We start from the raw sequence: 24834 nt of genomic DNA, 5'->3' as shown, positions 1-24834 counted from the left end.
CGATGCCGTTGATCTCTTAGGTGCTGCGGATGTTCACGGCGCCACCATCTTGACCAGCGTTCACTCGCCCCCAGTTTGGAGTAGTTTATGAATCCCTCAATCCACTTAAGTTTGACGACCCGTTTGCTGCACTGGTCGGTTGCCTTGCTGATGATTGGCCTGACCCTTGTGGGTTATCTGATGGTTAAATTTGAAATATGGGATCTCTATGCCCTGCATAAATCTCTGGGGGTGATTGCACTGATCTTGATCCTGCCCCGTGCCATTCTCCGCCTTGTTAAAGGGTGGCCTGAGCCTGTGCGTCAATATCCCGTTTACGAGGCATTGGCAGCCAGGGCGATCCACTGGGGTTTGCTGATTTCAACGCTGCTTATTCCGGTGTCCGGTCTCTGTTATTCTGCTGCGGCTGGCCGAGGTGTTGCGATATTTGGCTGGTCTATTATCCCGATGAATCCAGATATCCATGATCCTGCCAATGTGATTCCATTCAGTGAATCCGTTCGGGATATTGCTCACACAGTCCATATATATTTGCCATATCTCATGCTGGCATTTTTGCTGGTGCACATTGTCGGGGCGTTGAAACATCATCTGCTGGATAAAGATAATACCTTGCTGCGGATGGCGGGGCGAAAACAATAAAGAGAGGCAACCCTTTTTGTGCCAGAAAATATATATTGGCAGCGGGCTAAATTTATTATTCAGACCGAGCAAAGGACATTGAGAAGAGAATGATACCGGTGCGAGTGGTCGCCGCGAGGGCAAGAGACAATACAAGGACACAAGACAAGGGGAGGGGGGCAGAAGCCGCTTGCCCCTGAGCCCCTGTCGATCATCCCTTTGCATGGGGGTTGCGCTGCGTCGGCACCTACCGGTTTTGCATAAATTACCGGTTAGCCAACTCTTTTGCCCCGAAATGGCGCTTTTCGTACTGATAATCTTGGTTTTTTGGCGTTTTGGCCGCCTAAAAGAGGGCTATGCCATAAAAAATTCAAAAAACTTCTTTACCAGTGACCAATGCGTGAGTAAACTTCGTCGGCAATATTTTACACCCCCACTTCCTCAACGGTGAGATATTGCCATGCTCAGGATTGCCAAAGAAGCGTTAACCTTCGACGATGTACTGTTGGTTCCCGCCCACTCCGAAGTTCTTCCCAATACTGCCGATCTGCGTACCAAGCTGACCTCCGCCATCAGCTTGAACATCCCGATGATCTCCGCTGCCATGGACACAGTGACCGAAGCCCGTTTGGCTATCGCACTGGCCCAGGAAGGCGGTATCGGCTTTATCCACAAGAACATGTCCATCGAGCAGCAGGCTGCCGAAGTGCGCAAGGTCAAGAAGTACGAGAGCGGCGTGGTCACTGACCCCGTCACCGTGCGCCCTGACATGACCATCGCCCAAATCAAGGAGCTGAGCCACAAGAATGGCTTCGCCGGTTACCCCGTGGTGACTGACGGCAATCAGCTGGTCGGTATCATCACCGGCCGTGACGTGCGCTTCGTGATTGACCTCTCCCAGACCGTTGAACAGATCATGACCCAGAAAGATCGTCTGGTCACCGTGCGTGAAGGGGCCCCTCGCGAAGAGGTGGTTGCCCTGATGCAAAAGCACCGTATCGAAAAAGTGCTGGTGGTGAACGCCGACTTCAAACTAAAGGGCATGATCACCGTTAAAGATTTCCAGAAAGCCGAGCGCAAGCCGCACGCCTGTAAAGATGACAAGGGTCGTCTGCGGGTCGGTGCTGCGGTCGGTGCCGGTGCCGGTAACGAAGAGCGCGTTGCTGCGCTGGTGGAAGCCGGTGTTGACGTGCTGCTGATCGACTCCTCCCACGGCCACTCCCAAGGCGTGCTGGATCGCATCAAGGCCACTCGTGACGCCTATCCGGATCTGCAGATCATCGGTGGCAACGTGGCGACCGCCGCGGGCGCCAAGGCGCTGGCTGCTGCCGGTGTCAATGCGGTCAAGGTCGGTATCGGCCCGGGCTCCATCTGTACTACCCGTATCGTGACCGGCGTGGGTGTGCCCCAGATCACTGCCATCTCCGACGCCGTGGACGCGCTGGAAGGCACCGGTATTCCAGTGATTGCCGATGGTGGTATCCGCTTCTCCGGCGACATCGCCAAGGCCATCGCCGCGGGCGCCAGCTGCGTCATGGTAGGTTCCATGTTCGCAGGTACTGAAGAAGCGCCGGGCGAGATCGAGCTCTATCAGGGTCGCTCCTTCAAATCCTACCGTGGTATGGGTTCTCTGGGCGCCATGTCCAAAGGCTCCAGCGACCGCTACTTCCAGACCGACAACGCCGCCGACAAGCTGGTGCCGGAAGGCATCGAAGGTCGCGTGCCGTACAAGGGTCGCCTCAAAGAGATCATCCACCAGCAGATGGGCGGCCTGCGCTCCTCCATGGGCCTGACCGGCAGCGCCACCATCGACGACATGCGCACCAAAGCTGAGTTCGTGCGCATCTCCGGCGCCGGGATGAAAGAGTCCCACGTCCACGATGTGACCATTACTAAAGAAGCCCCCAACTATCGGATGGGCTGATAAAACGGGGCCCTGCGCCCCGTTTTTCCACCCTTTTTTTATCCCGTGCCCTTTGTGACAACATCAGCCTGATGCAGGAATAAAATGACTAAAGACATTCACCAGCACCGTATTCTTATCCTCGACTTCGGTTCCCAGTACACCCAGCTGATCGCCCGCCGTGTGCGCGAAATCGGCGTCTACTGCGAACTGTGGGCCTGGGACGTAACCGAAGAGCAGATCCGCGAATTCAATCCGAGCGGCATCATCCTCTCCGGCGGCCCCGAGTCCGTGACCGAGGCTGGCAGCCCGCGCGCCCCCGAGTATGTATTCAACGCCGGTGTCCCTGTGTTCGGTATCTGCTACGGCATGCAGACCATGGCCGAGCAGCTGGGTGGCAAGGTGCAATCCTCTACCGAGCGTGAATTCGGTTACGCCAAGGTGGAAGTGCTGGGCGAAGCTGGCAAGAGCAGCGCCCTCTTGCGCAATATTGAAGATGCCATCGCCGACAACGGCAATGCCCTGCTGGATGTCTGGATGAGCCACGGTGACAAGGTCACTACCATTCCGGCCGACTTCACCACCATCGCCCAGACCCCGACCTGCCCCCACGCGGCCATGGCCAATGAAGCCAAGCGCTTCTACGGCGTGCAGTTCCACCCGGAAGTGACCCACACCCGTCAGGGTGCCCGCATGCTGGAGCACTTCGTCAAAGACATCTGCGGCTGCGAATGCCTCTGGACCCCGGCCACCATCATCGACGACGCCGTTGCCCGCATCCGCGAGCAGGTGGGCGACGATGAAGTGATCCTCGGCCTCTCCGGCGGTGTCGACTCCTCCGTGGTCGCCATGCTGGTGCACCGCGCCATCGGCGATCGCCTGACCTGCGTCTTCGTGGACAACGGTCTGCTGCGTCTGAACGAAGGCGAGCAGGTGATGGAGATGTTTGGTGACCACTTTGGTCTGAACATCATCAAGGTTGAAGCCGAAGATCGCTTCCTCTCTGCCCTGGCCGGTGTTGACGAGCCGGAAGCCAAGCGCAAGATCATCGGCCGCGTCTTCGTTGAAGTGTTCGACGACGAAGCGAAAAAGCTGAAAAACGCCAAGTGGCTGGCACAAGGCACCATCTATCCGGACGTTATCGAATCCGCTGCCAGCAAGACCGGCAAAGCCCACGTCATCAAGTCTCACCACAACGTCGGCGGCTTGCCGGAAGAGATGAAGATGGGTCTGGTCGAGCCGCTGCGCGAACTGTTCAAAGACGAAGTGCGCCGCGTTGGCCTCGAGCTGGGTCTGCCCTACGACATGCTCTACCGTCACCCGTTCCCGGGCCCGGGTCTGGGCGTGCGCGTCCTTGGCGAAGTGAAGAAAGAGTACTGCGATATCTTGCGCCGCGCCGATGCGGTCTTTATCGAAGAGCTGCGCAAAGCCGACCTCTACAACCAGGTCAGCCAGGCGTTCGCCGTGTTCCTGCCGGTGCGCTCCGTTGGCGTGATGGGCGATGGTCGCAAATATGACTGGGTCATTGCGCTTCGCGCCGTCGAGACCATCGACTTTATGACTGCCCACTGGGCTCACCTGCCGTACGACTTCCTCGGTCACGTATCAAACCGCATCATCAACGAGATCAACGGTATCTCCCGCGTGGTGTACGACGTTTCCGGCAAGCCGCCCGCAACTATCGAATGGGAATAAGCGGCGCTAGCCCTTCTGCCCTTCGAGCATAAAAATGCAAAAAAGACGCCCTTGAGGCGTCTTTTCTTTTCTCAATCGTTTGCGCCACACATCTTCTTTTTTCGAGCAGCTTTTTTGCCACCTTGCCCCTGTCATATATGACAGGGGCATTTTTGCCATCTCGCACTAGGCTCTCTCATGCCAATTGAGCCCGCTGTCAACAGCGGCTCGTGGCTGGGGGGAGGGCTGATCCAGTTGCAGATAGCTGCGTAAACTTGCCTATCGTTATCGCGCCAACCGGCAGTGACGATACCCCGGTGGAGACCGGAAACCACTTGAATCAACGGGGCGCAGCCCGAACGGCCAAACGAGTCGGGGTCATAGAGCACGGAGAGTTTGATATGTCAGAACAAGCAGTGTTGGTGGGTGGATGGACCGCATATCACAAGCTGACCGCCGAGGATCAGGCGGTATTTGATCAGGCGCTGAAAGGATTTGTCGGGGTGCAGTACGTACCCTTTGAAGTCTCCACCCAGGTGGTGGCTGGCACCAACTACCGCTTCAAGTGCAAGAGCACTGTGCCGCTCGCCCAGCCGATCCATGGCGAAGCCGTGGTGCAGATCTTCAAATCACTGGACGGGGATGCCCATATCACCTCCATCACCCCGATCTGATTGGGTGCGGGGGCAAGGCGGGGAGGGGGAAAGCTCTCAACCGGTTAGCTCCAGACTCCAGATAAAAGAAAGACGCCTTAGGGCGTCTTTTCTTTATCTATGCTCCGGCACTGCTGATATGTGGCCAGTATTTGTACTTATTGATTAATTTGTTGATCTTACTCAGGAAACTATCATCATCTGCTTTTGCTTATCTGTCTTGCTCGCTAGGATATCCGTCTGGATATGACCTCTTTGAAGTCACCAATGAATCAGAACAGAGACTTCGCGTGGCTCAAAAGCAGTAAATTGGAGGGGCGGATGCCCTGCGATGCAGGCGGAGTACCCTTAGATCTACGTTATTCTTTTTGGAGGCAGCCATGCCAGATATGACATTGATCACCACAGCTTTAAACGGAATTAAAACTGCTACCGACATTGCACGCTTTCTCAAAGACAGTGACTTCTCACTGGAAAAAGCGGAACTCAAGTTAAAACTAGCAGATTTAGTTGGTGCTTTAGCTGATGTAAAAATGGAATTAGCAGAAATCCATGAAACGATCGCGCAGAAGGACAAAAAGATTGAAGAATTGGAGAGTGCTTTTCAAAGTAAAGATTCTTTAATTCGACATATCGATGCATTTTATGAAGTGGACGAAGCAGGAAATCCACATGGGATTGCGCACTGTCTAAAATGCTGGGAAATTGAGCATAAAAAGCGTCCTCTAATTAAAAAGGCGACGAACCGCCACATCCATGTATGTCCCGCATGTGCTCATGAGTACGCAGATTGGCGATCACAACCAATAGAAGGGAAGCCCGAGTAGGCACTAACAATGCGCTCAATTGCTGCTCGCAAATAGCTAATCGCCAAGAGCCTCGCTTTTAATAGTCCGTTAGCTTAATCGTTATGTACATATTTTTAATATGCTGTAGGAATAGCTAGATGAGTGATTATCAGGATTTTTGTGAAGCATTTGGAGGATGCGCTAGTGATCCAGATTTTATGGATGATTGGCTGGCAGTGTACGGCCATGATAGTTCTGTTAAATCTCGGCTGGCGCTATTTGATTACACTGACATCGCAAATAAATATAGTTTGTCTAACAATGAAATAGAACAAATAAAAAGTTATATGAATATTTATAATATTCAAGGCTTTAAAAGTCAAAAAGAGGCCAATAAATATATAACCAACAAAAACCGTTGGGGTGAGTTTCCTGATATAAGGTCGCTGAATGATCATGGTGCATATAAAAATGTTCCTGGTATTTTACCCAAGTTTTATCGTATAACTTGTGAAATTCTCGATATTACAAAAGGAAATGGTGCACCACTGATAAAAGCTACCAAGTATTAAGGACACATAACAAGCCGTTCAAGTGAGACTGCTAAATTTTGACTAAGTTCTGCTTCTTTACTCAAATTTTGCCAAGCATTACCATAGCCTAATGCTGTTGGGTGCAATGAAATTGCACCGCTAATTTAATCTCTGCTCCCTTGAATGAGAAATACTCAGCAAACGGTGCAATGCGCTGCGCTTATTGCACCCTACGTCTTTTCGTAAATCCGCTGGGGTGGGGTGGCTAGGCACCATGTCTTGCCAAGGCAACAAAAGGGGCGATTTGCGCCCTGATTCTTCTGATCTCCCTGTTTTATATCGCTGCACGTTTGTCCGGCACAGCCTTATTGTCTGCTGACTCACAACCAGCACTCCTGTTTCTTCCCCCCATCAGGCCGGGCAGGAAAAGCCCACCTTCACTCATACCTCGCCGCTTCCCAGGCGTGTATCGCCTGTTTGCGGGTCTCGCCCCAGTGATAGTCGCCGAGTTTGCCATTTTGCTGGATGACCCGGTGGCAGGGGATCATCAAGGCGACGGGGTTGGCGCCCACTGCCAGTCCCACGGCGCGGGCGGCTTTGGGATTGCCGACGGCGCTTGCCACCTGGGCGTAGCTCACCACCTTGGCGGGCGGGATCTGCAGCAGCGCCCGCCAGACGCTGATCTGAAAGTTGGTGCCGCTCACGTGCAAGGAGATGGGGCGATCCGGCGCCTTGCTGCCATCGAACATGGTGTTGATGACCCCTTGGGTGCGTGATGGCGCTTCTTGCAGCGTTGCCGCAGGCCAGCTGTGGGCGAGGGTGGCCAGCGGAGCCTCTGGGGCCTTGTCATCGAGAAACGAGAAGTTGCACACCCCCCGCGGGGTCAGGGCGACGAATGCCTGACCAAAGGGGGTGTCGTGCACCCCGTGATCGATAACCAGCCCGGCCCCGCGCTGCTTGTACTCGCCCGGCGTCACCGCTTCGAGCTGCACGAAGTGATCGTAGAGCCGCGAGCCGCTGCTAAGGCCCAGGGTATCGGCCACCTCGAGCAGTGGGCGCGACTCCTGCAGCAGCACCTTGGCCCGCTCCAGGGTCAGCACCTGCAGATAGCGTTTGGGCGTCACTCCGGCCCAGCGGCTGAACAGCCGCTGGAAGTGAAAGGGACTTAAGTGAACGTGCGCCGCTATCTCGTCCAGAGTGGGCTGACGCTCCACCTGACTTGCGATAAAACGGATGGCATCGGCGATGCGGGCGTAATCAGACATAAGGCGCTCTCACGATAAGGTTTCGGTCGCAGGATCTTGGGGGCGACAAGGTCATGTGCGACAAATTGATACCCCACCATCGACCAGCAGGGCAATGCCGGTGGTAAAGCTGGATGCATCGGACGCGAGATAAAGGGCCGAGCGGGCGATCTCCTCCGGTTGGGCTAGCCGTTTGAGGGCATGCATATTCTGCACAAAGGCGAGGCTCTCTGGCGTATTGGCAAAGGCCCGTCCCATGGGGGTGTCGGTGCCCCCCGGCAGCAGGGCGTTGACCCGAATCCCTTGTGCCCCATACTCGGCAGCCAGCACCCGGGTCAGGCCAATCAGGCCTGCCTTGCTTGCCGCATAGGCCGCCATGCCGGGCAGCCCCAGGGTATGGCCGACAAAGGTAGAGGTAAAAATAAGCGAGCCGCTGCCACGCGCCAGCATGGCGGGGATCTGGTACTTGGCTCCCACAAAGGCGCTGGTGAGGTTGGTATCCAGCGTTTCCTGCCACTGCGTCAGCTCAAGCTCCTCTACGCAACCCGGCGTGCCCGTGGTACCGGCGTTGTTGAAGGCGATATCGAGCCCGCCGAAACGGGTTAGCGCGAGATCAACCAGATCGCGGGCGTAACTCTCGCTTTTCACATCTCCCGCCAGACTTGCCGCCTGGCCCCCCTCATGGCGGATCTCCTCCACCAGCAAATCCAGCTCGGGCTGGCGGCGGGCGCCGACGACGACGCTGGCCCCTTCGCGGGCAAACAGGATGGCGCTGGCGCGACCGATGCCGGAGCTGGCGCCGGTGATGATGGCGACCTTGTTGGACAGTAATGACATGGCAGTTCCCTCGCTGGTGTGTTGTGCGCTAAATCAGTGGGGCACAGGGTTGGCTGTGGGTTGGAACCCCAATAGGTTCCAACCGACTTGGGTTTGGCCCCCACTATGGCAACCACTCCTTGCCGGGACGACCCGAATCTTGCTCTCTTTGTTCCCAAGTCGTTTTGCTACATGTCGATACAGGCCTTCGTGGCAACAAAAGGGGCGAACTGCGCCCCGAATTCTTTATAATGCCCCCCTTTAAAACCGCCGGACCCGGGTTCGGCGCGCGCTGATGGCTGGCTACGTCATCAGGCAGATCATCAGGATTGAGAAACGGTTATGCATACTCTGGAACAGCTGCGCGCAGGTGAACTGTGCGGTGCCCGCCATCTGAAGCTCTCTGAAAACCTCGCGGTTTTCCCCCCGAGATTTTGAGCCTGAAAGAGACGCTGGAGGTGCTGGATCTAACCGGCAACCAGCTAAGCGCGCTCCCTGACGAGCTGGCCGGGTTTGGCAAACTGCGCATCATCTTCTGCTCCGAGAACCGCTTTACCGAGCTGCCCGAGGTGCTGGGGCGTTGTCCGGCGCTCACCATGGTGGGTTTTAAGGCCAACCGGATTGCCACCGTCTCGGCCAGGGCGCTGCCCGCCGGTTTGCGCTGGTTGATCCTGACCGATAACCAGATTGAAAGTCTGCCGGACGAGCTGGGCCAGTGCGACGCTCTGCAAAAGCTGATGCTGGCGGGCAACCGCCTGCGCGAGCTGCCGACGAGCCTTGCCAACTGCCGCAATCTGGAGCTGCTGCGCATCGCCGCCAACCGCATCGAACGCTTCCCCGAGTGGCTGCTCTCGCTGCCGCGCCTTTCATGGCTCGCTTACTCCGGCAACCCCTTTAGTGAAGGGGAGGAGGCGCGGGCCATCGATGATGCTCATGTCGAACCCCTTGCCTGGGAGACGCTGGCGCTGGGCGAGTTGTTGGGGCAGGGAGCATCCGGCGTTATCCATCGCGCCACCCTTGTGGCTAATCCTGCTGATGCAGCGACTCAGGCGAGCGGCAGAACCGAGGCCAGTCAGGTGGCGGTCAAGCTGTTCAAGGGGGCGGTGACCAGTGACGGGCTGCCCCGCTGCGAGATGGCGGCATCGCTGGCGGCGGGCACTCATCCCAACCTTATCAAGGTGATAGGCAAGGTGGCGGATCACCCCTCCGGCATTCCGGCGCTGGTGATGGAGCTAATCGATCCGGCCTTTGCCAATCTGGCCGGGCCGCCGAGCCTGGACTCCTGCACCCGGGATGTCTATCCCGAGGATCTGCATCTGAATGTGCCGGATGCGCTGGCGATGGCCCATGGCATCGCCTCGGTGGCGGGCCATCTGCACCGCGCGGGCATCATGCACGGGGACCTCTACGGCCACAATATTCTGTTTACCCGCGGGCCTGACGCCCCGGCTCGCGCCCTGCTGGGGGATTTTGGCGCCGCTTCCTTATATGACCGCTGCGACCGCGAGCGGGCCGTAGGATTTGAGCGTTTGGAAGTGCGCGCCTTTGGTTGCCTGCTGGAAGAGCTGTTGGCCCATTGCGATACGCAAGACTCACCGCTTGATGGGTTGCATCAGCTCAAAGCGGCCTGCCTTTCGGAACTCCCCGCCGATCGTCCCGATTTTGCTTATATCGAGCGCCAGCTGGCGGCCGCTCGCGCCACGCTGTCGTGATCTTTCTGGCGTTGGCAGGCACGGTTTGGCCTGCCAACGTCATTCTTTTTATTCATTCATCGCCACCAACTCATGACGTGTTTGCAGGGTTTGGTGTGCCTCTGCCCGTCATAAACGTACCCAATAGCGCTCATTGCGACAGCGAGGCGCACGGCAAGGGGATGTCCCGTCATTCGCTCGATAACACGCAGAGGCTGCGCGGCAAAAAGGGAAGGGCAGAGGGTTGCGCGGTGCCGGTTAAGTTGTGATATTGAGGCATCTTTAGTACAGAAGGGTAATAACGATGGAAGCTGCGTTTTGGCATCAGCGTTGGGAAGAGAACCGGATTGGCTTTCATCAGGCGGACTTCAACCACTGGCTGCAATCCTGGTGGTCATCACAGCAAGCGGACGAGCCGGTGCTGGTTCCCCTGTGCGGCAAGTCCCGCGACATGCTCTGGCTGAGCGCTCAGGGTCATCCGGTCGACGGTTTCGAGCTATCGAGCCTTGCCGTCAGCCAGTTCTTCAGTGAAAACCAGCTCGCCGCGACCGTCAGCGAAGTGGGCCCTTATCAGTGCCATCAGGTGGACAGCCTGCGCATTTTTCAGGGGGATTTTTTCGCCGCCCCCAGTCTGGGTCGCCGTTACCGGCTGGTCTATGACCGCGCGGCGCTGATCGCCCTGCCGACCGCGATGCGCCGCCAGTATGCGGCCCTGATCAGTTCGCTGGTCGAGACCGGTGGCCAGATCCTGCTGGTGACCCTCGAATATCAGCCGGAGCAGCAGAGTCAGCCCCCCTTCTCGGTGGGTGAGATGGAGGTGCGAGCGCTGTTTGAACGGGACTTTCGCATCGAGGTATTGGGGCGCGCCGCCGAGGTGGATCACCCGCGGGTGCTGTCGGGTCAGCTCTCCTACTTCGATGAGGTGGCCTACCGGCTGGTTCGCCGTGGCTAACGGGCGGGCAAAGGGTGATCTGCGCCGACAAATCATCGGGCTATGCGCTCTTCGCTACCTCCTTTGACGTAGATCAACGTGACTGGCGGGGGGAGTGCCTAATATGAGGCTGTTTCTCAATCACTGTTGGCATTGCAAAGCGAGTATCGGGTCTTTCCCGCTTGCTGATCAGCAACTCAGTGTCTGATTTTCACGCTCATGTTCACTTTTGGCGGCTTTGGTCGCAATTGTTATGGTTTTTCCAGCCGACCCTGATGGGTCGGCTTTTTATTGCCTGCGATTTGCCGTGGGCAGGAAAAACGGGGGATGTCGAGGCCTGCTCAGGCCTCGAAGGTGGCGGCATTGAGCCGAAATGCCCGTGGATCGTCGATAAACTGGCCGGTGATCCGCTCGTCATGTTCGTGCCCCTGACCATAGCTGCAGAGGATCAGTCGATCGGAGGTGCGCGAACGCAGCTGGGTGATAAAGCGCACCAGATCGGCGCGACTCAACTTGCCCACCTCGTCGCAGACTCTTTCGCGCTGATCAAACCCCAGATCCTTGTTGCCGATGCTGACCCACAGCCGTTGGCCGCGACTGCGCAGATTGGCATCCCGCTCGCTCAGCTGGGCTTGCAGCCCCGCCTTGCTCTCCTGCCACTGCTGCTCGGTAAATTCGAGCATGGCGAGCGGGAAGAGGTCGATAAACTCCTCCACCGCATCGAGCAGGATCTGCGGCCCCGCCACCGGCGACTGGATATAGAAGATCAGCCCCGGGTGGCGATTGAGGGGCAGGTTGCCGGCGCCCACCACATACCCCAGTTGCTGACGGGTACGCAGCTCGTGGAAGAAGGTGGAGGACATGATGTGGTTTGCCAGGGTGAAGCAGGCGAGATCCCGCGCCCGGGTGGTGCGGGACTGGTAGTAGACCAGCAGTGCCGAGTCTTCGTGATCGCAACCCTGCTCGCGAATAAGGGTGCCCCTGTCCTGAATGGAGATGAGCGGGCGGCGGGTCTCGCCGCTCGGCTTGCTGCTGGTGCCATTGATATCGCTCAGGTGACGCTCCATCAGGGCGGCCAGCTCCAGCGCCTCGGCGGCAGTCCAGTCGCCATGCACCAGCGCCTCGACATGCACCTCGCCAAACAGCTGGGCCACGAAGCCGGGCATCTCTTCCAGCTCTACCGTGCGCAGGTGGCGCAGCAACTGCTCGAATGGCGGGTTGTTGGGTTGCAGCAAACTGGTGAGCTGGTTAAAGAGCTGGGAGATGGGGCGCGCCTTGGACTGGTTATCCCAGTTGCGGATGAGCTGCTCCTTGATCTCGGCGAAGCGGCCCGGATCCGGATACCCCAGGGTGCGATTGCCGAGGATCATGTCGAGCAAGAGTGGCTGCTTGTCGGCAAAGCCGCTCAGGTTGATGGTAAAGCCCCCCTGATGGGCATAGATCTGGTAGCCCAGCCCCGCCAGCTCTGCCGGATAGGTGAGGGCGTTGAGGTGGTCGGCCAAGAGTTCCACGGCGAGGCGCGCCATGGCGATATTGCGCGGATTTTTGACCGCATGTTCGCTGTCGATGGAGATATAGAGATTGCCCTTGGGCACGCTGAACAGGTGCTCATGGAGGTGCCAGAGGCGAAAACCGGGGCGATCGATAAGGCAGGCGGGCATGTCGGCGGCAAGCTCTGGCGTGCGCGGATCGAGCCTACTGCTGATAAAGGGGTTGGGCTTGGGTAGCGCCAGCGCCGGATCCGGTTCGCTCTGCTGCCAGCGAATTTTCTCGGCCTCGGTAATGGTCGCCACGCTGTAGGGGGTCTGATACCAGCGGGCCAGCCGATCGGTCGCCACTTCCGGCGCAGTGATGGTGATACGCAAATTGTGCGGGGTGAGCTTGGCGAGGAAGCGGCGGATCAGCGGCTCGTCATATTCGCGCATCATGTAGTCGCCGTAGAGCAGATCCTCAGGTTTGTAGCTAAAGAGGTTGAGCACCAGCCCCGACACCGTATCGAGGGGGCGGCCGCGCTCCTGAAAGCGAAACGCCGATTCGAGCACGGTCCGTTTTTCGTCATAGCGCCAGCTCTGCAGCCCTTCGCGGCCAATCAGTTTCAGATAGCCAAACAGGGCGGCGAGGATGTCGTCCACATGCTCAAGGCCCAGAGGGGTGAGGCCAAAGTTGACGCCAAAATCCTTGAAGTTGGCGCCACTGATGCCACCGCCCGCCGAGAGCTGGTTGACCCAGCCTTTCGCCTTGAGCAGGGAGAGCAGGCTGCCATCTCCCTCATAACCAATCAGATGGCTCAGGAAGGTGAGGGGCTTTTTGTCGTAAAACTCGTCCACATTGGGCAAGGGGAAGCTCAGCGAAAGCTTGCGGGTCTCCTTGACCGGATTGATGTGGATGCGCACGCCGAGATCATCGAGCCGGTAGAGTGGCATGGTGAGGGTCGGGGTTCCCAAATTGCGATTCAAAATGGGAGCAAAGTAGCGACAGCACCACTGCAACTGGGTATCGATGGATTCCGGCGAGATCATCACCAGCGCCATGCGATCCGCGCTGTAGTGGCTTTCGTAAAAACGGATAAGATCGGAGCGCAGATCCCGTCCCGGCAGATCGGCCAGGGTATCGAGGTTGCCCACCGAGAACTTGGAGAAGGGGTGCGCCGGGTTGACTGTCTCTTTATGCACCTGATAGCTGCGGCGCATGTCATCCTGCAGCTTGAGGCGATACTCGGAGTCGACCGCGTTGCGCTCCTTGTCCACCCACTCCGGATCAAACGTGGGGCAGATAAAGAACTGGGAGAAGCGATCCAGCCCTGCTTCGAAGAAGCCGTTGTCGATCTCGAAGAAGAAGTTGGTGAACTCGGTGCCGGTCCAGGCGTTGTTGCTGCCGCCATGACGGCTCATAAATTGCTGGTACTCACCAGGCTTGGGGTAGGTGCAGGTGCCGAGAAACAGCATGTGCTCCAGAAAATGGGCCATTCCCTGCCGGTCAGCGGGATCGTCAAAATGGCCGGTATTGACCGCCAGCGAGGCGGCGGATTTGTCTGTGTCGGGATCACAAATCAACAAGACCCTGAGCCGGTTGGCCAGCTCCAGATAATGGTATTGCCGATGGTCATTGGGACTGGCATATGGGCTCATTGGCGTGTGACTCACGTTGGATTTATTTGAATTTAAACATGATTATCGACCCCGCTATCCCGTCAGGCAAACCCTTTTCTGAGAGGTAGCGCAATTGTTTCCACACCCGTGGCGGGGTAAGATCTCCCGGCTATCAAAACAGGCCCGTTGGGCGAGGTTGTAATGAAGATCTATATCATGCGTCATGGCCAGGCTGGCATGAATGCGAAAACAGATGAACAGCGTCCATTGACCGAGCAGGGTATTGAAGAGTCTATCCAGATGGCCCGCTGGCTGGCGCCTCAGCTGATTGGCCCGCTGGATCGGGTGATCCACAGCAACTATCTGCGGGCACGCCAGACCTGGCAAGCCATATGCAGGGAATTACCTGACGCAGCAGCCGTTGAAGAGAGTGGCGACATTACCCCTTACGGTGATCCCGCTTTCGTGGCCAGCTACCTCACCACCTTGGCGCAGCAACATGACCAGATCCTGATGGTCAGCCATCTGCCGCTGGTGGGTTATCTGGTGCAAAGCCTCTGCCCGGCCGCAGGAGCACCCATGTTCGCCACCTCGGGGATCGCCTGTATCGAGTGGCTTGATGGCAAAGGAGCCTTGCTCTGGCTCGAAGGGCCGCATACAATAGGCTAAAAGTTAATAAAAAGTTATAGATTGAATTTTTTGGGAAGAGATGGGCGAGTTTTCCGGATTTTTATAAATACTTTACGGAATTAATTCGCAGAAGCTGCTGTCATACGGATACAACTGCAAGAGGTTGCAAACGATGAGAGTGTTCAAGAAGTACCTGCCACTGATGGTGGCAAAGCATGTCAAAACCTTCTTTAAAGGTCGGATTTACATCCATGGTCGGGGGCGGTTTGATTTCCAATCCGGTTTGTTGCTGATGCCGAATCCGGCGGATATTCCCCATCGCCAGACAGTCACCGAGGTCAACGAGCTGATCTCCAGACTGCACATGGATGCCGCGTGATGCGCTTCTGAACCTGTTTCTGCACTGATATGCCCGCACTTTTGCGGGCATATTTGTTTCTGGCGACTGGCGTTCACCATGTGGCTGTTCAGGCCCACACCTTGTTTATCTCCCATCGCCCCCTATACTGGCCCGCTGTTGTCTCTTCGGTCTGGATCTTCTCATGCCCCTTGCCTTTCTGTTTCCCTTCTCCTGCATTGCCATCTGGGCTGGCAATGGCATCGTCAGTAAACTGGCGGTTGGTGTGTTGTCCCCGGCGGCCTTGGCCTGGTCGCGCTGGGTGGTGGCTGCGCTGGTATTAAGCCCGTTTCTGGCCCGTCGGGTATGGCGTGCGCGTGCCCGTCTGCGCGCTGGCCTTTGGCAGATCGCTATGCTGGCCTCGCTGGGCATGGTGCTCAACCAGACTTTTGGTTACTACGCGGCGCAAACCCTGGGAGCCACCGAGATGGGGTTGATGATGGGACTGACGCCGCTGCTGACCGTGTTGTTCAGCATCTGGCTGTTGCGTGAGCGGCCCACCTGGGGCGCCGTGCTGGGGGCGCTGCTCTCCATCCTTGGCTTGTCTATCTTGCTGGGGCAGGGGGATCCGACCCGGCTGTTTACCCAAGGCATTCATATCGGCTCTGTCTATATGCTGATTTCGGCCGGTACTTATGCCCTTTACAGCGTGCTGCTCAAGAAGTGGGAGCTGGGGCTCGACAACTGGTCGCTGCTCTACGGTCAGGTGATCTGTAGTGTGGTGATCCTGACCCCCTTCTTTTTGCTGATGGATGGCCAGTGGCCGGATGGTCGGGCCCTGTGGCTGATCCTCTATGCCGGTATCCCCACCTCGGCGCTCTCGCCCTGGCTCTGGATGCAGGGTATCGCCCTGCTCGGCGCCAACCGTACCGCCATCTTTATGAACCTGCTGCCGGTGATGACGGCTGGCCTTGCCATCACCCTGCTGGGTGAGCGGTTGACCAGCTATCACCTGATCGGGGGCGGTCTGACCCTGCTGGGTGTCTTGCTGGCACAGTTGCTGGTGCGTCCGGTGGCGATGGGTCGCCGCCGGGTAGTGCTGGCTCCCTGTCCCGAAGAGTAATCTTGCGCGAAAGCGTAGATGGGCCCAATGGCCTGCTTGGCCGCCAATGAAAAGCGCCTGCAGCAATGCAGGCGCTTTTTTATGGTTACATCTTCCAAGCCGGTTACTGGGCAACCAGATAGAGCTCCTTGCTGTAGACCACATCCTGCGGGTTAAGGTGGGGATAGCCTTTCACGAAAGGCTTGAGCAACCTTGATTTGACCGAGAAATAGATAGGGGCGATGGGGGCATCCGCATCAATGAGTGCCTCTGCCTGTTGATACAGGGCATTGCGTTCAGCGGGATCCAGCGAGTCGTGGGCCTTGGCCAGCAGGGCGTCGTACTCCTTGTTGAACCACTTGCCGCTGTTGGCACTGCTGCTGGAGGTCATGATGTCGAGGAAGGTGGAGGCATCGTTATAATCCCCGTTCCAGCCATAGCGGCTAACGCCAAAATCCCCCTCGTTGAGTGCCGAGACCATGGTCTTCCACTCCATGTTGTTGAGGGTGGCAGTGACCCCCAGGTTGTGTTTCCACATGGAGGAGACGGCCAGCGCAATCTTTTTGTGGCTCTCGTTGGTGTTGTAGAGAATGTCCACTGTGAGTGGCTTGTCCGGGCCATATCCCGCTTCGGCCAACAGGGCTTTGGCTTGCTTGATCCGCTCCTCTTTGCTCTGCAACTGGCTGGCCGGTTTTTTCAATTCAAAACCGTCCACAATGGGGGGCGTGAAGCTATATGCGGCAATTTGTCCCTGTCCCAGAATCTTGTCGGTGATGGTCTCTCGGTCGATGGCGAGCGAGAGCGCCTTGCGTACTTTCGGGTCATCGAACGGTTTGCGCTGGGTATTGAAGACATAGTAATAGCTGGCCAGCGTGGGGACGCTGACCAGTTCTTCCGGACTCTTGCTCTTGAGCTGTTTGTACTGCTCCAGCGGATAAGTGGTGTAGTGCAGTTCACCGGTGCGATAGCGGTTGTAGGCGGCGGTTTCCGAGACGATCTCCAGATAGATCACCTTGTTCAGGACGGTGTGCTGGTTGTTCCAGTAGTGGGTATTGCGCTCGGCGCTCAGCCGCTCGTTGGGGGTCCACTCCTTGAGTACAAAGGCACCGTTGGAGACGATATTGCCAGGTTTGACCCAATCCTTGCCGAATTTTTCAATGGTGGCCTTGGGGGCGGGGAACGTGGTGTAGTGGGCCAGCGTCTTCAGGAAGAAGGGGACCGGATTTTTCAGGGTGACCTGCAGGGTGTGGTCATCGAGCGCCTTGATCCCGAGCTCTGACGGGCTCTTCTTGCCCTGTGTCACCTCGCTTGCATTGACCACTCCGGTCAACTCGATAAACCAGGCGTAGTTGGAGGCCGTCTTGGGATCGGCCGCCCGTTGCCAACCGTACACATAATCGGCGGCGGTGACAGGTTCACCGTTTGACCACTTGGCCTCGGGTCTCAGCTTGAAGGTGTAGACGGTACCTGTCTTGTCGACCTCGTAGCTGACGGCGCCTGCTGGTTTGATCTTGCCGGTATTATCCAGCTCATAGAGCCCTTCAAACAGATCGTTGACGATGGCACTACCAGCGGTCTCTTCCACCAGCTGGGGGTCGATGGTGGTGGGCTCGGTGCCGATATTGGTCACGTAGATTTGTTGGGCATCCGGCAGCAGCTTGGTACCGGCAGGCACCTGGGCAGCCAAGGCGGGAAGGGCAAACAGTCCGGCTACCATGCCGGCAATGAGAGTCTTGTTCATTGATAATCCTTGAGTTTTATTTGCTTCCAAAGCGAAATCAGTGTGCTGGATTGGCGATCGGATCTCAAGAGGCAATGGCTGAAGGATGAGCAGGCCCATCAGACTCCATTTTTAATGGCTCAAGGCCAGTCAACTCATGGCTTGCAGCAGGTTATTGCCACGAATTAAGAGTCCGAAAGTTATCGAATGAAATCGAATATAACGCGTCTTTTACCATAACGTTAGGCGAAATAGCCTATTTAATAGGCCGCTTAATTCGCTGCAAAAACAAAAAACAGACGTTACATTAGGTTACAAATCAAGGCCGCCGGTGATCGGCATTTTTTTTGCTGACGCCTGCAAACGTTTTCAATGCCAACGGATGCGATCTAAAGGAACAAAAATGCGAAACATGATCACCATGGGTGAGTTCATCGTCAAAAAGCAGGCGGATTATCCTACCGCGACCGGCGAGCTGACTTCGTTGCTCAGCTCGATCCGTCTTGCTGCCAAGGTGGTGAACCGGGAGATCAACAAGGCGGGACTGGCGGATATCATCGGTTCCATGGGCGCTGAAAACGTACAGGGCGAGGTGCAGCAGAAGCTGGATGTCTACGCCAACGAACGCTTCAAGGCGGCGCTGGAAGCGCGCGGCGAGGTGTGCGGCATGGCTTCGGAAGAGGAAGAGGACTTCGTGGCCTTTGACTCACCGCTCTCCAAAAACTCCAAGTATGTGGTGCTGATCGACCCGCTCGATGGCTCCTCCAATATCGACGTCAACGTCTCGGTCGGGACCATCTTCTCCATCTACCGCCGTTTGAGCCCGCAGGGTTCGCCGGTGACCCTGGAGGACTTCCTGCAGCCGGGCAACCGTCAGGTCGCCGCCGGTTATGTGGTCTACGGCTCCTCCACCATGCTGGTCTACACCACCGGCTTTGGCGTTAACGGCTTTACCTACGATCCTTCCATCGGCTGCTTCTGCCTCTCCCACGAGAACATCCGCATTCCGGAAGAGGGCAAGATCTACTCCATCAACGAGGGCAACTACATCAAGTTCCCGGACGGGGTGAAGAAGTACCTCAAATATTGCCAGGAGCGTGATGAGGCGACCCACAGACCCTACACCTCCCGCTATATCGGATCCCTGGTCTCTGATTTCCATCGCAACCTGCTCAAGGGCGGCATCTACATCTATCCGTCCGGCACCAACTCGCCGAATGGCAAGTTGCGTCTGCTCTATGAGTGCAACCCGATGGCGTTTCTGGTGGAGCAGGCTGGTGGCAAGGCCTCCGACGGCTTTGGCCGCATCATGGATATCCAGCCCACTGCGCTGCACCAGCGTACCCCTTACTTCGTTGGTTCGACCAAGATGGTGGAGCGGGCCGAGGCCTTTATGCGCGAGTTTTCCGCCCATGAGGATCCAGCCAACCAGGGCTGATCGTCAGAGGTGTAGGTTGGTGCTGAGCGCAGCGAAGCCCAACATTTACCGGCGCGATTCCCTCTCCCCCCTGGGATAGGGCTGGGTGAGGGGAATGGTTTTCACTGCCCCCTCATCCCCGGCTCTTCTCCCACAAGGGGAGAAGGGCGACGCTAGTCACCAGCCAACATAAACAAAACGGGAGCCGCACAGGCTCCCGTTTTAGTTGGCTTTATCGTGCTGGCCCACCGCCAGCGCTGCAGAAACTCACAGGCTGTTGCTGGCCAGATCAGCCAGCAAACCATCTACCAGTTTCAGGCGCATGGCGCGATCCTGGGTCGGTACCTGGAAACGCAACCGGGTCGGCCCGTCCATCTTGTAGACCCTTGGCTGGCTGGAGAGCAGCTTGACCAGATAGGCCGGATTGACCTTGGTCTCCTGAGTGAAGTCGAGATAGCCGCCACGCTCGCTCATCTCCACCCGGCGAATGCCAAGGGCGGTGGCACGCTGGCGGAAGGCGGCCAGCTCCAGCAGGGTTTTGGTTGCCTCCGGCAAGAGGCCAAAGCGGTCGATCAGCTCCACTTTCAGCTCGCGCAGCTCCTGCTCGTCCGCCGCACTGGCGATCCGCTTGTACATGGAGAGGCGCATGTTGACGTCCGGAATATAGTCATCCGGCAGCAGTGCAGGCAGGCGCAGTTCCACCTCGGTGTGCTGGCTCATCAGCTGCTCCAGCGACGGCTCCTTGCCATTTTTCAGCGCCTCGACCGCCTGCTCCAGCATCTCCATATAGAGGGTGAAGCCGACCGATTCAATCTGGCCGCTCTGATCGTCGCCGAGCAGTTCGCCTGCGCCACGGATCTCCAGATCGTGGGTCGCCAGCGCAAAACCGGCGCCGAGATCTTCGAGCGAGGCGATCGCCTCCAGCCGCTTGGCTGCATCCTTGGTCATCAGCTTGGGATGGGGGGTGAGCAGATAGGCGTAGGCCTGATGGTGGGAGCGGCCAACCCGGCCCCGCAGCTGGTGCAGCTGGGCCAGACCGAGATGATCCGCCCGATCCATGATGATGGTGTTGGCGCTCGGCACGTCGATACCGGTCTCGATAATGGTGGTGCAGACCAGCAGGTTGAAGCGCTGGTGGTAGAAGTCGGACATGATCCGCTCAAGGTCGCGCTCGCGCATCTGGCCGTGGGCGATGCCGATGCGCGCCTCCGGCACCAGCTCCGCCAGATCGGCGGCGCACTTCTCGATGCTCTCGACATCGTTGTGCAGGTAGTAGACCTGACCACCACGCTTCAATTCCCGCAACACCGCCTCGCGCACCACCGCCGGTTCGTGCTGGCGCACGAAGGTCTTGATGGCGAGTCGCTTGGCGGGGGGAGTGGCGATGATGGAGAGATCCCGCATGCCGGACATCGCCATATTAAGGGTGCGCGGAATAGGGGTGGCGGTGAGAGTGAGGATATCCACATCGGCCCGCAGTGCCTTGATCTTCTCCTTCTGGCGCACCCCGAATCTGTGCTCCTCATCGACGATGAGCAGTCCCAGATCCTTGAAGGTGAGTTCGGAGCCGAGCAGCTTGTGGGTGCCGATGATGATGTCCACCTTGCCCTCCGCCAATTCCTTCATCACAGCGCTCTGCTCCTTGGCGGAACGGAAGCGGCTCAGCACCTCGACCCGCACCGGCCAGTTGGCAAAGCGATCGCGGAAGTTGTCGTAGTGCTGTTGCGCCAGCAGGGTGGTGGGCACCAGCACGGCAACCTGCTTGCCGCCGTGTACGGCCACAAACGCCGCTCGCATCGCCACTTCGGTCTTGCCGAAACCCACGTCGCCGCACACCAGTCTGTCCATGCTCTTGGCCTGACACATGTCCCCCAGCACCGCATTGATGGCGTTGAGCTGATCGTCGGTTTCCTCGAACGGGAAGCTGGCGGCAAACTGGCGATAGGCCTCTTTGTCGTGCTTGAAGGCAAAACCGGCGCGAGCGGCGCGATGAGCGTAGACATCCAGCAACTCGGCTGCCACATCGCGCACCTTCTCCGCCGCCTTGCGCCGCGCCTTGCTCCAGGCCTCGCCGCCGAGTTTGTGGCTGGGTGGGTTATCAGAGCCGGTGTAGCGGCTGATAAGGTGCAAACTGGTGACCGGCACGAACAGCTTGTCGCCGCCGGCATATTCGAGGGTCAAAAACTCGGTGGGCAGACCACCAGCGTCGATGGTTTCGAGCCCCAGATAGCGGCCGACCCCGTGATCCAGATGGACCACCGGCTGACCCTGGGTCAGCTCGCCCAGGTTTCTGATCACCGCATCGGAGCTTAAGTTCTTGCTCTTCTCTCGCGCCCGCTTGCTGCGCACCTTGCCGCCCAGCAGTTCGGTCTCGGTGATCAGCGCCAATGGATCCTGACCGGCCTCCTGCCACAGGAAGCCACGTTCAAGCGGTGCCACCAGCAGGCCGTGACGATCCTGGCTCGCCATAAAGGCGTCGAGGGAGGGGAACTCTTTAGGTTGCAGCGAGATACGCGCCAGCAGATCGCCGAGCACCTCCCGTCGCCCTTCGGATTCCACCGCAAACAGGGTGCGCCCGGCAAAGCCTTGCAGGAACTGGTTGAGCGCCAGCAGGGGTTGCTCCTTGCTGTGATCGAGTTGCAGATCCGGCAGCGCCTCGATGGGCAGATCGTGCTGACCGGCATCGCCCGCGGTGGCGGCCTCTTGCAGCCGCACCGCGCCATATTGGCCCAGAGAGGCAAAGAGCTGCTCCACCGGCAGATAGAGCTGGGCCGGGGGTAGCAGGGGGCGAGTATTGTCCCAGCGTCTGTCTTCATAGCGCTGGCAGATATCGTTCCAGAAACGCTGGGCGGCGGGGTAGATATCCCCCACGGTGAGCAGCAGGGTCTCTTCCGGCAGGTAGTCAAACAGGCTGGCAGTCTGGTTGAAGAAGAGTGGCAGATAATACTCGATGCCGGCGGGCCAACGCCCCTTGCTCACCTCCTGATAGACGGAGCCCTCGGCCCGCGACAGCTCGAACTGCTCGCGGAACTGGCCGCGAAACAGTTCGATGGCTGCCTCGTCGGTAGGGTATTCCCGGGCGGGCAGCAGGCTGACCGTCTTGACCGGTTCGCTGGAGCGCTGGGTTTCGGGATCGAATGGGCGGATGGAGTCCACTTCATCGTCGAAGAAGTCGATGCGATAGGGGCTGCTACTGCCCATGGGGAAGAGATCGAGCAGGGAGCCGCGGGCGGCAAATTCGCCATGTTCCAGCACCTGATCCACCGCCACGTAACCCGCCTCGGCCAGGCGGCCGCGCAGCTGTTGCAGATTGAGACGCTGACCAGCCTTCACCATCAGGCTGTATTTGTCGAGATAGACCCGGGGGGCGCAGCGCAACATCAGGGTGGAGATGGGGACAATCAATACCCCCTTGCTCATCTGCGGCAGCTTGTAGAGGGTCTCGAGCCTTTGGGAGATGATGTCCTGATGGGGAGAGAAGGTGTCGTAGGGCAGGGTCTCCCAATCGGGGAACAGCAATACGGGGGCGGACTGATCGGCTAGCTGCTTGTCTGTCAGCAAATACTGCAGCTCCTGCTCCAGGCGCAGGGCGCTCGGGGTATCGGCGGTGATAAGCAGTACCGGCCCCTTGGCTTCACTGGTGAGACGGGCTGCAATCAGTGAGAGGCTGCTGCCGACCAGCTGGCCGAGCGTGATCTTTTGGCCCGCTTTGGCGGGCAAGGCGGGGAGTGTCATTGGCATGATTCGATTCTTTTAACGTTGACGTTATCTATCGCGACGTTCGCTATGGTTAGCGCTGACGTTCTTGGGCGCGCAGCTTGAGCTGCTTCGATTGCACGTGGAGGCTGGCACGAACCAGCAGTTCACGGTCATCTTCGCGGATCCGCACATAGTCGAGCTGCACATGGGTGCCATGTTCACCGCCGTCGAGCTGTTTGACCTGGCCATAGCAGTAGATGGCGGCCGCCTCTTCCCGCAGGAAGATCTTGAGGCGGACGATCTGGTGCAGGTGCGGCGCATCCCCGTGATCATGATAGGGGTGCAGGTAGGTGAGCTGGCCAGCCCCGAAGCGCAGGGTGTGAAAGCGCTGCTCCGGATGGTCCTGCAGGGAGAGCACATAGCCCATGATCATGTCGATCTTGCGGGACTGCTGATTGACGATCTCGATCAGATCGTGCATCGACTCGTTCTGGTTGCGCAGCAGGCGAGTGGTCACCAGATCGATGGAGGTAATGGCCGAAGAGATCCGAAAGGGCTCCGGCAGCTCAGCGTCAAGCTCCTCCAGCGAGGGGAGGTGGAAGTCGGCCGGCATGGGGATCACATTGACCGGCGTGGCATGAGTGACGCTGAAGAACTGTTCCTGCATGGAGGCTATCCCTTGTTGTCATGGACGGTTTCCCTTTATTATCCGGTATCTTATTTTGTTGGCAACGTACATATCCTTGAAGACCGGACTTTTTCAGCCCCTTTCGCTGGCCATCGGCCTGCGTTATGCAGGCTCGAAGCGCAGCAATCGCTTCGTCTCATTTATCTCCCTGTTCTCTACCTTTGGCATCGCCATCGGGGTCGCCGCCCTGATGGTGGTCATTTCGGTGATGAACGGTTTCGAAGGGCAGCTCAAAGGGCGCATCCTCGGGGTGATCCCCCATGTGGTGGTGACCAATCAGGCTGGCCGTATTGATGCAGACCCGCAAGGCTTGCCGGATCTGGCCAAATTACCCCATGTGGTCGCCTCGGCCCCCATGCTCGACAGCGAAGGGATGCTGCAAAGCCCCGGCCAGCTGACCGGGGTGAGTGTGCAGGGGATCGACCCTGCAAAGTGGCCCAAGGATGACATCCTCCACAGCCAGATGCTGGGGGGGCGCCTCGATACCCTGCAGGCCGGCCACTACCGCATCGTGCTGGGGCAGGGGGTGGCACGTCGCCTCAATGTCTCCATCGGCGATCAGGTTCGCCTGATCCTGACCGAGGGGACCCGCTTCACTCCCTTTGGTCGGGTACCGGCCCAGCGCCTCTTTACCGTCTCCGGTATCTTCGGGGTCGGCGCCGATGTGGATAACCAGATTGCGCTGATCGCGCTGGGGGATGCCCAGCGCTTGCTGCGTCTGCCGACAGAAACCGTCGGTGGCATTCGCCTCTGGCTCGATGATCCCTTTGCGGCTGACGAAGTGATCAAGACGCCGCTGCCGGATGGCTTGCTATGGCAGGATTGGCGCCGCGAGCGGGGCGAGCTGTTCCAGGCGGTCGCCATGGAAAAACGGATGATGGGGCTGATGCTGGTGCTGATCATCGCCGTCGCTACTTTCAACATCCTCTCCGCGCTGGTGATGGTGGTGACGGACAAGGAGGGCGAAGTGGCCATCCTGCGCACCATGGGCATGAGTGAATCGGGGATCGTCAAAATCTTCATGGTGCTTGGCGCCTCCAGCGGGGTGATTGGCGCCCTGTTTGGCGGACTGGCGGGCCTGGCGCTCTCCCTGGGTCTCAACCCTCTGCTCAATGCGGTGGGGCTCAACCTCTATATGGCGGCGGGCGGCAGTGGCCTGCCGGTGATTGTCGAGCCGGCTCAGGTCATCACCATTTTGCTGGGCGCCGTGCTGCTGAGCTTCAGTGCCACCCTTTACCCGGCGGCACGCGCCGCACGGGTGAAACCGGCCGAGGCGCTGCGTTATGAGTAATGCCGTG

18 protein-coding genes and 1 pseudogene are annotated in these 24834 nt (G+C 58.2%); 13 read left to right on the top strand and 6 right to left on the bottom strand.

The features are described from left to right. Window positions 1-87: 87 nt before the first annotated feature. The 6 genes from ACTG20_RS13975 (at window position 88) to ACTG20_RS13950 (ending at window position 6211) form a co-directional block, all read left to right on the top strand. Complete coding sequence (locus ACTG20_RS13975) at window positions 88-642, top strand: cytochrome b (RefSeq protein WP_194496295.1); 555 nt, start codon at window positions 88-90, stop codon at window positions 640-642. Between the two features lie 439 nt (window positions 643-1081). Then, complete coding sequence (gene guaB, locus ACTG20_RS13970) at window positions 1082-2545, top strand: IMP dehydrogenase (RefSeq protein WP_005360033.1); 1464 nt, start codon at window positions 1082-1084, stop codon at window positions 2543-2545. A gap of 84 nt (window positions 2546-2629) precedes the next feature. Next, window positions 2630-4219, top strand: a complete 1590-nt coding sequence (gene guaA, locus ACTG20_RS13965) for a glutamine-hydrolyzing GMP synthase (RefSeq protein ID WP_033115210.1) — start codon at window positions 2630-2632, stop codon at window positions 4217-4219. A gap of 380 nt (window positions 4220-4599) precedes the next feature. Further along, on the top strand, window positions 4600-4872 hold the full coding sequence (locus ACTG20_RS13960; RefSeq protein WP_101531265.1) for a hypothetical protein: 273 nt from the start codon (window positions 4600-4602) through the stop codon (window positions 4870-4872). A 359-nt stretch (window positions 4873-5231) separates the two neighbouring features. Continuing rightward, window positions 5232-5678 carry a hypothetical protein gene (locus tag ACTG20_RS13955; RefSeq protein WP_194496296.1) on the top strand — a complete coding sequence of 149 codons (447 nt, stop codon included), beginning with the start codon at window positions 5232-5234 and terminating at the stop codon, window positions 5676-5678. A 119-nt stretch (window positions 5679-5797) separates the two neighbouring features. Next, a complete protein-coding gene (locus tag ACTG20_RS13950) occupies window positions 5798-6211 on the top strand; it encodes a hypothetical protein (RefSeq protein WP_194496297.1) in 414 nt (137 codons plus the stop codon). 398 nt (window positions 6212-6609) lie between these two features. Here the strand turns inward: ACTG20_RS13950 and ACTG20_RS13945 are convergent, their stop codons facing one another. Further along, window positions 6610-7437, bottom strand: a complete 828-nt coding sequence (locus ACTG20_RS13945; RefSeq protein ID WP_194496298.1) for a bifunctional transcriptional activator/DNA repair enzyme AdaA — start codon at window positions 7435-7437, stop codon at window positions 6610-6612. 51 nt (window positions 7438-7488) lie between these two features. Then, on the bottom strand, window positions 7489-8253 hold the full coding sequence (locus tag ACTG20_RS13940; protein WP_194496299.1) for an SDR family oxidoreductase: 765 nt from the start codon (window positions 8251-8253) through the stop codon (window positions 7489-7491). 321 nt (window positions 8254-8574) lie between these two features. Here ACTG20_RS13940 and ACTG20_RS13935 point away from each other — a divergent pair. After that, a pseudogene (locus tag ACTG20_RS13935) lies at window positions 8575-9944 on the top strand (leucine-rich repeat-containing protein kinase family protein). 283 nt (window positions 9945-10227) lie between these two features. Beyond that, window positions 10228-10875, top strand: a complete 648-nt coding sequence (locus tag ACTG20_RS13930) for a thiopurine S-methyltransferase (RefSeq protein WP_194496301.1) — start codon at window positions 10228-10230, stop codon at window positions 10873-10875. 320 nt (window positions 10876-11195) lie between these two features. On the opposite strand, the gene ACTG20_RS13925 is transcribed toward ACTG20_RS13930, so the two are convergent. Next, window positions 11196-13982 carry an insulinase family protein gene (locus ACTG20_RS13925; protein WP_194496302.1) on the bottom strand — a complete coding sequence of 929 codons (2787 nt, stop codon included), beginning with the start codon at window positions 13980-13982 and terminating at the stop codon, window positions 11196-11198. Between the two features lie 162 nt (window positions 13983-14144). Here ACTG20_RS13925 and sixA point away from each other — a divergent pair, with 162 nt between their 5' ends. From sixA to ACTG20_RS13910, 3 genes are all read left to right on the top strand, one after another. Next, window positions 14145-14612 (top strand): phosphohistidine phosphatase SixA, encoded by a 468-nt coding sequence (gene sixA / locus ACTG20_RS13920; RefSeq protein ID WP_194496303.1) that lies wholly within the window; start codon window positions 14145-14147, stop codon window positions 14610-14612. 133 nt (window positions 14613-14745) lie between these two features. Then, window positions 14746-14952, top strand: a complete 207-nt coding sequence (locus ACTG20_RS13915; RefSeq protein WP_005336998.1) for a DUF1107 domain-containing protein — start codon at window positions 14746-14748, stop codon at window positions 14950-14952. Window positions 14953-15115: 163 nt separating this feature from the next. Continuing rightward, entirely contained in the window at window positions 15116-16033 is a 918-nt protein-coding gene (locus tag ACTG20_RS13910) for a DMT family transporter (protein WP_194496304.1), read from the top strand. 103 nt (window positions 16034-16136) lie between these two features. Here ACTG20_RS13910 and ACTG20_RS13905 read toward each other — a convergent pair whose 3' ends face one another. After that, window positions 16137-17753, bottom strand: coding sequence for a peptide ABC transporter substrate-binding protein (locus tag ACTG20_RS13905; RefSeq protein ID WP_040069381.1), 1617 nt, complete (start codon window positions 17751-17753; stop codon window positions 16137-16139). 382 nt (window positions 17754-18135) lie between these two features. On the opposite strand from ACTG20_RS13905, the gene fbp reads away from it, so the two are divergent. Further along, entirely contained in the window at window positions 18136-19170 is a 1035-nt protein-coding gene (fbp, locus tag ACTG20_RS13900) for a class 1 fructose-bisphosphatase (RefSeq protein WP_005336993.1), read from the top strand. Window positions 19171-19416: 246 nt separating this feature from the next. Here the strand turns inward: fbp and mfd are convergent, their stop codons facing one another. Beyond that, complete coding sequence (gene mfd / locus ACTG20_RS13895; protein WP_439987893.1) at window positions 19417-22884, bottom strand: transcription-repair coupling factor; 3468 nt, start codon at window positions 22882-22884, stop codon at window positions 19417-19419. 55 nt (window positions 22885-22939) lie between these two features. Continuing rightward, window positions 22940-23515, bottom strand: a complete 576-nt coding sequence (locus ACTG20_RS13890) for a hypothetical protein (protein WP_005351323.1) — start codon at window positions 23513-23515, stop codon at window positions 22940-22942. A 76-nt stretch (window positions 23516-23591) separates the two neighbouring features. Between ACTG20_RS13890 and ACTG20_RS13885 the strand changes: the two genes are divergently transcribed. Beyond that, window positions 23592-24827, top strand: a complete 1236-nt coding sequence (locus ACTG20_RS13885; RefSeq protein WP_040068101.1) for a lipoprotein-releasing ABC transporter permease subunit — start codon at window positions 23592-23594, stop codon at window positions 24825-24827. Window positions 24828-24834 lie beyond the last annotated feature (7 nt).

Source organism: Aeromonas sp. 84A, assembly GCF_051919345.1.
Classification (GTDB): domain Bacteria; phylum Pseudomonadota; class Gammaproteobacteria; order Enterobacterales; family Aeromonadaceae; genus Aeromonas; species Aeromonas veronii.
Note: the sequence above shows the minus strand (reverse complement) of the source record. Positions and strands in the feature narration are given on the sequence as shown.

Excerpts from the sequence above, each read along its gene's own strand:
- ACTG20_RS13975 (WP_194496295.1), top strand. The coding sequence starts at position 88 with ATGAATCCCTCAATCCACTTAAGTTTGACGACCCGTTTGCTGCACTGG.
- guaB (WP_005360033.1), top strand. The coding sequence starts at position 1,082 with ATGCTCAGGATTGCCAAAGAAGCGTTAACCTTCGACGATGTACTGTTG.
- guaA (WP_033115210.1), top strand. The coding sequence starts at position 2,630 with ATGACTAAAGACATTCACCAGCACCGTATTCTTATCCTCGACTTCGGT.
- ACTG20_RS13960 (WP_101531265.1), top strand. The coding sequence starts at position 4,600 with ATGTCAGAACAAGCAGTGTTGGTGGGTGGATGGACCGCATATCACAAG.
- ACTG20_RS13955 (WP_194496296.1), top strand. The coding sequence starts at position 5,232 with ATGCCAGATATGACATTGATCACCACAGCTTTAAACGGAATTAAAACT.
- ACTG20_RS13950 (WP_194496297.1), top strand. The coding sequence starts at position 5,798 with ATGAGTGATTATCAGGATTTTTGTGAAGCATTTGGAGGATGCGCTAGT.
- ACTG20_RS13945 (WP_194496298.1), bottom strand. The coding sequence starts at position 7,437 with ATGTCTGATTACGCCCGCATCGCCGATGCCATCCGTTTTATCGCAAGT.
- ACTG20_RS13940 (WP_194496299.1), bottom strand. The coding sequence starts at position 8,253 with ATGTCATTACTGTCCAACAAGGTCGCCATCATCACCGGCGCCAGCTCC.
- ACTG20_RS13930 (WP_194496301.1), top strand. The coding sequence starts at position 10,228 with ATGGAAGCTGCGTTTTGGCATCAGCGTTGGGAAGAGAACCGGATTGGC.
- ACTG20_RS13925 (WP_194496302.1), bottom strand. The coding sequence starts at position 13,982 with ATGAGCCCATATGCCAGTCCCAATGACCATCGGCAATACCATTATCTG.
- sixA (WP_194496303.1), top strand. The coding sequence starts at position 14,145 with ATGAAGATCTATATCATGCGTCATGGCCAGGCTGGCATGAATGCGAAA.
- ACTG20_RS13915 (WP_005336998.1), top strand. The coding sequence starts at position 14,746 with ATGAGAGTGTTCAAGAAGTACCTGCCACTGATGGTGGCAAAGCATGTC.
- ACTG20_RS13910 (WP_194496304.1), top strand. The coding sequence starts at position 15,116 with ATGCCCCTTGCCTTTCTGTTTCCCTTCTCCTGCATTGCCATCTGGGCT.
- ACTG20_RS13905 (WP_040069381.1), bottom strand. The coding sequence starts at position 17,753 with ATGAACAAGACTCTCATTGCCGGCATGGTAGCCGGACTGTTTGCCCTT.
- fbp (WP_005336993.1), top strand. The coding sequence starts at position 18,136 with ATGCGAAACATGATCACCATGGGTGAGTTCATCGTCAAAAAGCAGGCG.
- mfd (WP_439987893.1), bottom strand. The coding sequence starts at position 22,884 with ATGACACTCCCCGCCTTGCCCGCCAAAGCGGGCCAAAAGATCACGCTC.
- ACTG20_RS13890 (WP_005351323.1), bottom strand. The coding sequence starts at position 23,515 with ATGCAGGAACAGTTCTTCAGCGTCACTCATGCCACGCCGGTCAATGTG.